Origin of the sequence: Methylobacterium segetis, assembly GCF_004348265.1 — a bacterium.
Classification (GTDB): Bacteria; Pseudomonadota; Alphaproteobacteria; order Rhizobiales; family Beijerinckiaceae; genus Methylobacterium; species Methylobacterium segetis.
In genome coordinates this window covers 1-11,524 of sequence record NZ_SMNT01000131.1, presented here as the reverse complement: position 1 = coordinate 11,524, position 11,524 = coordinate 1, and the positions used below count along the sequence as shown (strand labels likewise).

Below are 11,524 nucleotides of genomic sequence, written 5' to 3'. Positions count from 1 at the left end.
CGGCGAGGGAGCGGGCGGGCGCGGGCAGGGCGTGGGGCTGGCCGACGGCGGGGATGCGGGCGAGCAGCTCGGAGAGCCGGACCCAGGCCTGGCGGGCCTGCACGAAGCCCTTCCAGTTGGCGATGGCGAGCTCGGCCGGGGCGAGCGCGCGCGAGACCAGGATCGAGGAGGCGATGATGATGCCGGCGGTGGCCATGTTGTTGATCACGAGCCAGGCGCCCAGCGCCAGCACGCCCGATTGCAGGGCCATGCGGAAGACCTTGGAGCCGGCCCCGAAGCCGCCGGCGACGTCCGAGACGCGCTGCTGGGCGTCCATGTAGTCGCGGTTGGCCGCGGCCCAGCGGGCGCCGAGGCGGCCCTGCATGCCGAGCGCGGCCAGCACCTCGGCGTTGCGGCGGCCGGCCTCGGCCAGGCCGTTGCGGCGCAGGCCGTGGCCGGTGGCGGCCTGGGCGGGGGTGCGGGTGGCGCGGTCGGTGACGAAGGTGACGAGCGCCAGCACGACGGCGCCGACGATGGCGGCGACACCGATGAGGGGATGGAACAGGAAGCAGATGACGAGGTAGATCGGCATCCAGGGCAGGTCGAAGAAGGCGCCGGGCCCGGCGCCGGCGAGGAAGCTGCGCAGGGCGTCGAGGTCGCGCAGGGGCAGGAGGCCGTCGCCGGGAGCGGCGCCCTTGAGGGGGGCGCGCACGACGAGGTCGAAGACGCGGGCGGAGAGGGCCTCGTCGAGCGCCGCGCCGACGCGGGCGAGGATGCGGGAGCGGATCATCTCCAGCAGGCCCTGGAAGGCGTAGAGGACGAGCGCGAGGGCCACGAGGCCGACCAGCGTGGGCACGGAGCGGCTCGGGATGACGCGGTCGTAGACCTCGAGCATGAAGAACGAGCCCGTCAGGTAGAGCACGTTCACCAGACCGCTCATCACCCCAACGCCGATGAACGCCGTCCGGCATCGGCTCAACGCCGACACGATCTCGACCGAGTTGCGTTCACTCTTCACAGCGATCGATCCTCCGAGGCCGAGGTTTTGTAGACGGTTCGTACGATGGGAATCCAGAACTATCTGTCGCTAGTCCTAAGGACTAATCCCTAATCATCGATGCACGACGCGCGATTTCTAATGACGCTTAACACAGGATTGCTTTTCGACGGCGCCGTCGCCTCTTTCGGATGATACGAGAGCCCGCCGCGCCTCCGGCGCAACCCAACGACCACGCCGCCTGCGCCCATGAAATTCCATGAAGAGGCTGCTCCTCAAGCAGTCTTCCAGACTGGGCTCGTCGCCCCGAGCAGGCAAGAGAGTAAGGTGATTTTCGGCGCGAGACGCATAGGTCCGTGCTTCCGTCGGAAAGCGAGGGTTGTCGGCCTGGAATTCGTTCCTCCAGGCGACCGCTCGACAGCTGCGGTGGAAAACTCCTTTCCAAGATGTACACTACCGTACGAAGCTCAACATTTGACGTTATGTTAGTGTAAAGGCCCTATCTTTCGCTGGATGCGTATGCGGGCCATGTTGATGTGCTCGATGCGTGATGATGACGTCTACGTCGCTGTTCGGCGAAATCAGGATTGCGGGTTCCATGTTCTGCCTGGGCCGCTGCGGATGTGAGGCTCGGGACGAGCGTTCGTCCCGTCGCGCATCCGGCGCGCTCACCTTAGCGGGAGCCCGGGCGTCCGCGTGGTCGCCGGCCGTCGCCCGCCCGAGCGGCGCCGAGCCGGGGGCCCTGCACCCCTGCCGGGCTTGTCGCCCATGACACGCCCCTCCCACGCGCTGGTCGTCGATACGCATCGGCTGTTTCGAGAGGCTTTCGGCACGCTGCTCCGGCGGGATTGCGGTTTCGCCACGGTCCTGGAGACGGCCTCCCTCGACGAAGCGCTCCAGATGCTCGACGAGCACCGCGAGATCGTTTTCGCCTCCTTCGATCTCGCCACCCCCGGGATCGGCAACCCGCTGAGCCTGCGCAGCGTGCGCGAGGTCTATCCGGACCTGCGCATCGCCGCGCTCGCCGCCGCTTCCCGTCGCGAGGACATCTTCCTCGCCCTTCGGGCGGGCCTGCACGGCTTCGTCGCGAAGACCTTCGAGCCGGCGGAGATCATCCGCGCGGTGGGCCTCATCATGGAGGGCGGCATCTTCGTGCCGCCCGATCTCGTGGAACTGCCCCTCGCGGCGGAGGCCGGCGGCGAGCCCGGATCCGAGCGGCGCAACGCGCAACCCTTCCGGTTGACGCCGCGCCAGCTCGACGTGCTGCGCCTGATTCGGTCCGGCCTGTCCAACAAGGAGATCGCCAAGACGCTGGGGCTCACCGAGAACACGGTGAAGGTCCATGCCAACGCGCTCTACCGCGCCCTCGGCGTGAAGGATCGCTCGGGCGCGATGAAATGGGCGGAGACGCCCGGGCTTTCCTAGCTCTGCGCTCAGCCCTATCCTCCCCGCGGACGAGAGGTGCGGGATGCGCGACGCGGCGATGGTTCCTGCGTTTCCGGGAACGGAGGCGCCCGGCTCGGCGGACGGGCGGACGCGACGCGCCGTGATGCTCGGCCTCGCCGTCGCGGCGGTGCTGGCCGTCCTCGCCGCGGGTGGCGGGGCGGCGGATACGGAGTCCGACCTCCTCCGGCTCGTCCGCTTCATGGCCGCGCTCAAGGGCGCCTTCGCCCTGGCCGCGCTCGTCGCCTGCTTCTGGCGGCTCCGGCGCCCGGCCGTGCCCTGGAGGCAGGCCGTCTACGTCGCAGCACCGGCCCTGATGGCGGGGGGTGCGCTCGCCCTCTGGCAGGTGCAGCAGCCCGGCCTCGCCGCGATCCTGCTGCATGCCGGCCTGTTCGGCTTCCTCGCCGCCGCTCTGACCGATGCCGACTTCCTCGAAATGCCCGTCCGGCGACTCCGTCAGGCGGCGGGCGGGCGCGAGCGCAGGCTCTCGCCGACGGAGTGAAGGGCGCTGGCGCAGGCGATCGCCTGGTCGACCGAGAACCGCAGGACCAGTTGCGCGCCGCCGAGGAGGTGGGCCACCATCACCGGCAGGCGGGAGGCGCTAAGGCTGCCCGTCTGCCAGCCGATCACGGGCAGGTGCACCGGCTCGATCCGCTCGCCCTCCTGCGGACGGGGGTGTCCGGGCGAGCAGACGGCGCTGGCGGCGAGCAGCGACAGGGCGAGCTGGTTCGCCTGATCGGGCCTGATCTCCACCGGGATCGACCGGTCGCCGATCTGAATGCGGAGGCGCGGATTGCTCGGCCCCATCTCGACGCTGAACGTGACGCCGGGCGCTGTTCCGCTCTCACTCACGATGCCCCACCCCACCTATACCCAGGGGTTGTGGCATGCAGGACCATCCCGCGTCGACTCTCCGGAGGGGGCCGTCCGGCGTTGGTCTTCGGGGAGACGGAGGCCGGGGGCGGCGCGGTGACGGAGGCGGGCGGGCGCCATCTCCTGCCGGTGCGGGCGCCCTACGATTGGGACGCGATGGCGGCCTTCCTGGCGGGGCGGGCGATCCCGGGCGTGGAGCGGGTGGAGGCCGGGCGCTACCGGCGCACCGTCCGGTTCGGGACGCGGCAGGGGACGGTGACGGTGCGGCCGGGGCCGGGCGGGCTGATCGTCGAGGGTGATCTCGGCGAGGATGATCGCGATCTCCCGCGGAGCCTCGCGACGTTGATCGCGATCTTCGACACGCAGGCCGATCCGGAGGCCATCGCGCGGCACCTCTCGCGCGATCCGGTCCTCGCCCCGCTCGTCGCGGCCCGGCCGGGCCTGCGCGTGCCGGGCGCCTGGGACGGGTTCGAGATGGCCGTGCGCGCGATCCTCGGGCAGCAGGTCTCGGTCGCCGCCGCGACGCGGCTGGCGGGACGCCTGGTGGCCGCCTTCGGGACGCCGCTCGCCGCCGGAGGCGACGGCCTGACGCACCTGTTCCCGGAGCCGGAGCGGCTGGCCGAGGCGGACGTGTCCGCGGCCCTCGCCATGCCGCGCGCCCGAGGGCGGGCGATCCAGGCCCTCGCCGCCGCCCTGCTGCGGGAGCCGGACCTGCTCGCCCCCGGCCAGGGGCTCGAACCCGCGGTGGCGCGGCTGACGGCGTTGCCCGGCATCGGTGCCTGGACGGCGCAGTACATCGCCATGCGCGCCCTGCGGGAGCCGGACGCCCTGCCGCCCGGCGATATCGGCCTCCTGCGGGCGCTCGATTCCGGCCGGGGGCGCCCGTCGCCCGCGGAACTGCTCGCGCGGGCCGAGAGCTGGCGGCCCTGGCGCTCCTACGCCGTGATGCATCTCTGGACCGCGGACGCGGCAGCGATTGCCGAGCAAGCGCCGGGATGCGAGGCCGGAGCGGACGGGCGAGGGTGAGCCGGGAACGCGAGCCGAGGGGCTCCGGGACGAGACGGGAGTGGCTCATGGTGGCGAGGCCAGCGCTGGTGACCGCGATCGAGGCGGGCGAGGCGGCGGACGAGGATGCGGCGCGCTGGGCGGCGCTCGAGCGCCGCGATCCCGAGGCGGACGGGCGCTTCGTCTATTCCGTGCGGACGACGGGGGTCTATTGCCGGCCGAGCTGCCGGGCGCGGCGCGCGAATCCCGGGAACGTCGCCTTCCACGCGACCTGCGAGGCGGCGGAGGAAGCGGGCTTCCGTCCGTGCCGGCGCTGCCGCCCGGACGAGCCCTCGCGCCGGGAGCGGCAGGCCGAGGCGGTCGCCCGCGCCTGCCGCCTGATCGAGCGTGCCGAGGGCGTGCCCCCGCTCGCCGACCTCGCCCGCGCCGCCGGGATGAGCGCCTTCCATTTCCACCGGGTCTTCAAGGCGCTGACCGGCGTCACGCCGGCCGCCTTCGCCGATGCGCGGCGCGGCGCGCGGGTCGCCGACGGCTTGCGGACGGCCGGCAGCGTCACCGAGGCGGTCTACGGGGCCGGGTTCAACGCGGCGAGCCGGTTCTACGCGGGCGCCGGCGCCCGGCTCGGCATGACGCCGCGGGCCTATCGCGAAGGCGGCGTCGGCACGGTGATCGAGTTCTCGACGGCGCCCTGCTACCTCGGGACGGTCCTCGTCGCGGCGACCGGGCGCGGCCTCTGCGCGATCCTGCTCGGCGACGGGCCGGAGGCGCTGGAGCGCGACCTGCGCCAGCGTTTCCCGAAGGCCGACATCCGGCCGGCGGAGGCCCCGTTCGGGACTCTCGTCGCGCAGGTCGTCCGCTTCGTCGAGGCGCCGGCCCAGGGGCTCGACCTGCCCCTCGACATCGGCGGCACGGCCTTCCAGCGGCGGGTCTGGGAGGCGCTCCGGACGATCCCGCCCGGCACCACGGCGAGCTACGCCGAGATCGCCCGCGCCATCGGCGCGCCCGGCGCGGTGCGGGCGGTGGCGCAGGCCTGCGGCGCGAACGGGCTCGCCGTCGCGATTCCCTGCCACCGGGTCGTGCGCTCCGACGGGGCGCTTTCCGGCTACCGCTTCGGCGTCGAGCGCAAGCGGCGCCTCCTCGCCCGCGAGGACGGGGCGGAGTGAGGCTCCGCCGAGGGGGTGGCAGGGCTGCGCCGCGGGGGCTGTCCCGCCGGGCGGCGATCTCCTAACAGACCCCGCCCGGCCGATCCGGCCGCCACCGCGAGATTCCAGCGGAGATGTCCCCGTCCTCCCCGTCAGCCGGCCGCCGGGCCTACGCGCTCCTCACGCTCACCGCCCTTCTCTGGGCGGGGAACGCGGCTGCGGGGAAGATCGCGGTGGGCGAGGTCTCGCCGCAGGCGCTCACCTGCCTGCGCTGGGCGGTCGCCTGCGCCGTGCTCGGCGTGGTCGCGCGGCGGCCGCTCCTCGCCGAGTGGGACCGGCTCCTGCCGAGCTGGCGGCGCGTGCTCGCCATGGGCGCCTGCGGCTACACGCTCTACGCGAGCCTGTTCTACGCGGCCGGCACCCTGACGAGCGGGGTCAACCTCGCCCTGCTGCAGGGGTCGATCCCCGTCCTCGTCATCCTCCTCAATCTCGCCTTTTACCGCCGGGCCGTGGGCGCCGGGCAGGCGCTCGGCGTCGCGATCACGCTCGTCGGCGCGGCGGTCGCGGCGAGCCACGGCGACTGGCGCGTTCTGGCGACCCTCGCCTTCAACCAGGGCGACGTGCTGATGCTGGCGGCCTGCGTGCTCTATGCCGGCTACACCGTGGCCCTGCCGGCGCGCCCCAAGGTCTCAGCGCTGACCTTCTTCACAGCGATGGCGGCGGCCGCCCTCCTCACCTCGCTGCCGCTCCTCTTCGCCGAATGGGCGGCCGGGCAGACGATCTGGCCGACGCCGAAGGGCTGGCTCATCGTCGCCTTCGTCGGGCTCGGGCCGTCGCTGACGGCGCAGCTCTTCTTCATGCGCGGCGTCGAGCTGATCGGCCCGAACCGGGCCGGCCTGTTCGTGAACCTCGTCCCCGTCTTCGGGGCGGCCCTCGCGGTCCTCCTCGTCGGCGAGCCCTTCGCCTGGAACGACGCGCTGGCGCTGGCGCTCGTCCTCGGCGGGATCGTGGTGGCCGAGCGCCTGGGGCGCCGGCCGGCGGCCTGAGAGCCTGTCGGAGAACGCGGAAGCCAATCCCGATCGGTTCTCCGGGCGGCCGCTCTCGCTCGGCCGCGCGCGGGCGCCCTTTCAGGCTAGGCCGCCTGCTCGTAAGGTGAGGTCTTGCGCCCCCTCAAGGAGCACCGCCGCGGTGCCGACCTCGACGACGCTTCTCGCCTTCGCCCTCGTCGCGCTCGGGATGGTCCTCACACCCGGGCCGAACATGGTCTACCTGATCTCGCGCTCGATCTGTCAGGGGCGCGCGGCCGGTCTGATCTCGCTCGGCGGCGTGGCGCTCGGCTTCGTTTTCTACATGCTGTGCGCGGCCCTTGGGATCACGGCGCTCGTGTTCGCGGTGCCCTATGCCTACGACGCCCTGCGGCTGATAGGGGCGGCCTACCTCCTCTCCTTGGCTTGGCAAGCGGTGAAGCCGGGGGGCCGCTCGCCCTTCCAGGTGCGCGACCTGCCCGCCGACGCGCCGCGCAAGCTGTTCGCGATGGGGTTCGTGACGAACCTGCTCAACCCCAAGATCGCCATGCTCTACCTGTCCCTGCTCCCCCAGTTCATCGACCCGGCGCAGGGCAGCGTCCTGGCGCAGTCCCTCGTCCTCGGCTTCGTCCAGATCGGGGTCAGCGTCACGGTCAACGCCGCGATCGCGGTTGCGGCCGGCTCCATCGCCCTGTTCCTGGCGCAGCGGCCGGCGTGGCTCCTCGTGCAGCGCTGGATGATGGGCACGGTGTTGGCCGGGCTTGCCGTCCGCATGGCGACGGAAGCACGCCGCTAGGGCCGAGATCGCTATCGTGCCGCTCGCCCGCGCAGGCGTGGTCGGCAAAGCACCGTGTCGCGAGGGGCCGGGGGCGACGCGAGCCGCGCGGCAGCGCCACGCCACCGTGGCGGCGAGGCGGTGCCGCCTGCGCCCGATCACGCGTCGGGCCCGCTCGAAATTTCTGCTCACCGCGCCGTCAGGCCCTCGCTCCCGTTTCGAACCGGGCTCCGGGAGTCAGGCCTCCTCGGGCTCCGCCCAGTCGAAGGCGCGCTTCACGGCCCGGTTCCAGCCCGCGTAGAGGCGCTGGCGGTCGGCGGCGGCCATGCCGGGCTCCCAGCGCCGGTCGACGCCCCAATGGGACGCGAGGTCGTCGAGGCCGTTCCAGTAGCCGGTGGCGAGGCCGGCTGCGTAGGCCGCGCCCAGCGCCGTGGTCTCCGCAACCTTCGGGCGGACAACCGGCACGTCGAGGATGTCGGCCTGGAACTGCATCAGGAGGTCGTTGCCGACCATGCCCCCGTCGGTGCGCAATTCGCGGATGCCGATCCCCGAATCCTGGACCATCGCCTCGACGACCTCCCGGGTCTGGAAGGCGGTGGCCTCCAGGGCCGCGCGGGCGATGTGGCCGCGATTGGCGTAGCGGGTCAGGCCGATGATCAGCCCGCGGGCGCTCTCGCACCAATGCGGCGCGTAGAGGCCGGAGAAGGCGGGCACGAAGAAGAGGCCGCCATTGTCGGCGACGCCCGCCGCCAGGCTCTCGACCTCGGCGCTGTCGCGGATGAGGCCGAGATTGTCGCGCAGCCATTGCACGAGGGCGCCGGTGATCGCGATGGAGCCTTCGAGGGCGTAGACCGGGGCCTGCCCGCTGAGCCGGTAGCCGACCGTTGTGACGAGGCCGCAGGTCGAGGGCACGGGCTCGGCGCCGGTGTTCATCAGGAGGAAGCAGCCGGTCCCGTAGGTGTTCTTCGCCTCGCCCGGCCGGAAGCAGGTCTGCCCGAACAGGGCCGCCTGCTGGTCGCCGAGGATGCCGGCGATGGGCACGCCCGCGAAGGGCGCCCGCGTCTCGCCGTAGACCTCGCTGGAGGAGACGATGCGCGGCAGGATGGCCTCCGGCACGCCGAGGGCGCGGCACAGATCCGGGTCCCAGGCGAGGTCGGAGAGCGACATCAGGAGGGTGCGGCTCGCATTCGTCGCGTCCGTGACGTGGAGCCCGCCCTCCGGCCCGCCGGTCAGGTTCCAGACGAGCCAGGTGTCGACGTTGCCGAACAGGATGTCGCCGGCCTCCGCCGCGGCGCGCGCGCCCTCCACGTGGTCGAGGAGCCACGCGAGCTTGAGGCCGGAGAAGTAGCTCGCCAGCGGCAGGCCGGTGCGGGCCCGGAAGCGGTCGCGCCCGCCCTCGCGGGCGAGGCTCGCGACGAGGGGCTCGACGCGGGTGTCCTGCCAGACGATGGCGTTGTGCAGGGGCTCGCCCGTCCGGCGGTCCCAGATCAGGGTCGTCTCCCGCTGGTTGGTGATGCCGATCGTGAGCAGGTCCTTCGGGGTCAGGCCCGCCCCGTCGAGGGCGTCCCGCATCACGGCCTGGGTGTTCCGCCAGATCTCCCGCGGGCAATGCTCGACCTGCCCGGGCTTGGGGTAGATCTGCGCGTGCTCGCGCTGCGCGCAGGCGATGACGCGGCCCTGCCGGTCGAACACGATGAAGCGCGTGCTGGTGGTGCCCTGGTCGATGGCGCCGACGTAGCGCGACATGGCCGCTCCCTCCCTTGGCTGGTTCCGCTTCGGCGGCGCGGCGTCCGCGCCGCCCCGATCATCCCGCGACCGCCTCGGCGCGGGCGAGGTGACGTTCGAGCCGCGCGACGCCCTCGCGGCTGGTGCGCAGGCCGAGCTTCGTCCGCCGCCACAGGATGTCCTCGGCCGTGCGCGCCCATTCCTCCCGCCGGAGATAGGCGATCTCGGCCGCCGTGAGGCCGGCCTCGAACCCCTCGCCGAGATCGGCGAGATTCCGCGCCCCCGACAGGATCCGCTCCGCACGCGTGCCGTAGGCGCGGGCGAGGCGGTGGGCGGTCTCTGTCGGCAGGAAGGGGTGCCTGCCCGCCAGCAGCCCGGCGAAGGCCGCGAAATCCGCCCCCGCGAAATCTGCCCCCGCTATGTCGCCGCCCGGCAGGGCCGCCCCTCCGGTCCAGGCCGGCCCGAGGCCGGGGCAGTAGGGCCTCAGCTTCTCCAGCGCGTGCTCGGCCAGCCTGCGATAGGTCGTGATCTTGCCCCCGAACACGGAGAGGACGGGGGCGCCGCCGTCCCGGTCGGCGAGGTCGAGCACGTAGTCCCGCGTCACCGCGGAGGCGTCGGCCGCGGCGTCGTCGTAGAGGGGCCGCACGCCCGAATAGCTCCAGACCACGTCCGCAGGCCCGATCCGGCTCCGGAACGAGCGGTTGATGCAGGCGCAGAGATATTCCGTCTCCTCGGCCGAGATCGTCACGGGGCCGGGCGCGCCGTCATAGGGCACGTCGGTGGTCCCGATCAGCGTGAAGTCGCGCTCGTAGGGGATGGCGAAGATGATGCGCCGGTCCGGCTGCTGGAGGATGTAGGCCTGCGCGCCGGGATAGAGCTGCGGCACCACGATGTGGCTGCCCTTGACGAGGCGCAGGCCGGCGCGGGCAGGGAGGCCGAGCGTCCCGCCCAGGACGCCCGCGACCCAGGGGCCGGCGGCGTTCACGATGATCCGGGCGCGCAGGCGGAAGGTGCGGCCGGTGCCGAGGTCGGAAAGCCGCGCGATCCAGGCCGCCTGCGCGCCCGTGCCCACCCGCTCGGCGGCCTCGACCCGGGTTCGGGTGCGCAGCTCCGCGCCCCGGTCGGCTGCGTCCCGGGCGTTGAGGACGACGAGGCGGCTGTCCTCCACCCAGCAATCCGAATAGGCGAAGCCGCGCGTGAGCCGGTCCTGCAGGGGCGCGCCGAGCCCGGAGCGGCGCAGATCGACGCTCTCGGAGGCCGGAAGCGACACGAGGCGCGACAGGTGATCGTAGAGGAACAGGCCGAGCCGCAGCATCCAGGCCGGGCGCAGGCCGGCATCGTGCGGCAGGACGAAGCGCAGCGGCCAGATGATGTGGGGCGCGAGCCGCAACAGCCGCTCGCGCTCGGCCAGAGCCTCCCGCACGAGGCGGAACTCGTACTGCTCCAGGTAGCGCAGGCCGCCATGGATCAGCTTGGTGCTCGCGGAGGAGGTGGCCTCCGCGAGGTCCCCCTGCTCGCAGAGCATCACGCGCAGGCCCCGGCCGGCCGCGTCCCGCGCGATGCCCGTGCCGTTGATGCCGCCGCCGATGACGAGAAGGTCGACCTCGCCGTGCTCCACGCTCCCGCCTCCGTCCGCGCCCCGTTGCCAAGATAGGCCACGCGGCCGGGACCGGGCAGTCGCCCCCGCGCGTTTCCCCCGCGGGGGCGGCGCCGCGCGGATGCGGCGAGCGGAGGCTGCCGATGCCGGCGCTGAACGGCGTTCTCGAGACCGTGCTCTACGTCGAGGATCTCGACCGGGGCGACGCCTTCTACGGCGGCGTGATGGGCTTGGCCTGCCTTCACAGCGATTTTCGCATGCGCGGCTACGACGTCGCCGGGCGCGGCGTGCTCCTGCTGTTTCCCCGCGGCGGCTCCCTGCAGCCGATCGAGACGCCGGGCGGCACGATCCCGCCCCACGACGGCAGCGGCCCCCACCACGTGGCGTTTTCCATCCCCGCCGACGCGCTCGCCGCCTGGGAGGCGCATCTCGCGGGAGCCGGCATCCCGATCGAGGGCCGGACGCACTGGCCGCGCGGCGGCACCAGCCTCTATTTCCGCGATCCGGACGGCCATCTCCTCGAAATCGCCACGCCGGGGCTCTGGCGCGGGTATTGAGGCGCTTCGCCGCCGTCGATCGCGCGGTCCAGCCGCCTGGAATCAGTTCTCGCGGTCAACTGTAGGGTCTTCGCGCGGCGGCTTCCGTCCCTATGCAATCGTCGTCCGGTCGGTTACCGTCGATCCGATCGGAAGCGCAGGTTGCGTCGGGACATGATGTCGCGCTGGAGGCCCACGGCCATCGCCGCCCTCGGGGCGGGCCTGTTCCTGCTGTTCGTGGCCGCAGGCGCCTTCGCGATCGTCAGCCTGATGCCCGCCGCCGTGGCGGTGGCCCCGCCGAAGGGCATCTTCCTCGCCGACACGGCCGCGCCCGGCGCCTCGCCCGCCCTCGCCTGGACGGAGGGGCGGGCCGAGCCGGCGGCCGTGACCCCGCCGCGCGAGCCGCCCCCACCCGCCGCGGCGAGGC

12 protein-coding genes are annotated in these 11,524 nt (G+C 73.0%); 8 read left to right on the top strand and 4 right to left on the bottom strand.

Annotated elements, in window-relative coordinates; all coding sequences use genetic code 11:
• Positions 1–919 (bottom strand): ABC transporter transmembrane domain-containing protein (locus E1J50_RS23655; protein ID WP_245516719.1); only part of this gene is annotated, 919 nt, incomplete at its 3' end.
• An 825-nt stretch (positions 920–1,744) separates the two neighbouring features.
• Between E1J50_RS23655 and E1J50_RS23650 the strand changes: the two genes are divergently transcribed.
• Positions 1,745–2,401 (top strand): LuxR C-terminal-related transcriptional regulator, encoded by a 657-nt coding sequence (locus tag E1J50_RS23650; RefSeq protein ID WP_132256280.1) that lies wholly within the window; start codon positions 1,745–1,747, stop codon positions 2,399–2,401.
• Positions 2,402–2,444: 43 nt separating this feature from the next.
• Positions 2,445–2,921: a hypothetical protein gene (locus E1J50_RS23645; protein ID WP_132256278.1), complete on the top strand. Its 477-nt coding sequence runs from the start codon at positions 2,445–2,447 to the stop codon at positions 2,919–2,921.
• On the opposite strand, the gene E1J50_RS23640 is transcribed toward E1J50_RS23645, so the two are convergent.
• Positions 2,876–3,271 (bottom strand): hypothetical protein, encoded by a 396-nt coding sequence (locus E1J50_RS23640; protein WP_132256276.1) that lies wholly within the window; start codon positions 3,269–3,271, stop codon positions 2,876–2,878. The genes E1J50_RS23645 and E1J50_RS23640 overlap by 46 nt on opposite strands.
• Before the next feature lie 81 nt (positions 3,272–3,352).
• On the opposite strand from E1J50_RS23640, the gene E1J50_RS23635 reads away from it, so the two are divergent.
• From E1J50_RS23635 to E1J50_RS23620, 4 genes are all read left to right on the top strand, one after another.
• Complete coding sequence (locus tag E1J50_RS23635) at positions 3,353–4,318, top strand: DNA-3-methyladenine glycosylase family protein (RefSeq protein WP_425374963.1); 966 nt, start codon at positions 3,353–3,355, stop codon at positions 4,316–4,318.
• Between the two features lie 47 nt (positions 4,319–4,365).
• Entirely contained in the window at positions 4,366–5,460 is a 1,095-nt protein-coding gene (gene ada / locus E1J50_RS23630; RefSeq protein WP_132256274.1) for a bifunctional DNA-binding transcriptional regulator/O6-methylguanine-DNA methyltransferase Ada, read from the top strand.
• A 113-nt stretch (positions 5,461–5,573) separates the two neighbouring features.
• Complete coding sequence (locus E1J50_RS23625) at positions 5,574–6,485, top strand: DMT family transporter (protein WP_132256272.1); 912 nt, start codon at positions 5,574–5,576, stop codon at positions 6,483–6,485.
• Positions 6,486–6,675: 190 nt separating this feature from the next.
• A complete protein-coding gene (locus tag E1J50_RS23620; protein ID WP_425374964.1) occupies positions 6,676–7,260 on the top strand; it encodes a LysE family translocator in 585 nt (194 codons plus the stop codon).
• 216 nt (positions 7,261–7,476) lie between these two features.
• Here the strand turns inward: E1J50_RS23620 and glpK are convergent, their stop codons facing one another.
• On the bottom strand, positions 7,477–8,985 hold the full coding sequence (gene glpK / locus E1J50_RS23615) for a glycerol kinase GlpK (RefSeq protein ID WP_132256267.1): 1,509 nt from the start codon (positions 8,983–8,985) through the stop codon (positions 7,477–7,479).
• Positions 8,986–9,043: 58 nt separating this feature from the next.
• A complete protein-coding gene (gene glpD, locus E1J50_RS23610) occupies positions 9,044–10,582 on the bottom strand; it encodes a glycerol-3-phosphate dehydrogenase (RefSeq protein WP_132256265.1) in 1,539 nt (512 codons plus the stop codon).
• Positions 10,583–10,704: 122 nt separating this feature from the next.
• On the opposite strand from glpD, the gene E1J50_RS23605 reads away from it, so the two are divergent.
• A complete protein-coding gene (locus E1J50_RS23605) occupies positions 10,705–11,118 on the top strand; it encodes a VOC family protein (protein WP_132256263.1) in 414 nt (137 codons plus the stop codon).
• 153 nt (positions 11,119–11,271) lie between these two features.
• A partial coding sequence (locus tag E1J50_RS23600; RefSeq protein ID WP_207919278.1) for a hypothetical protein occupies positions 11,272–11,524 on the top strand: 253 nt, incomplete at its 3' end.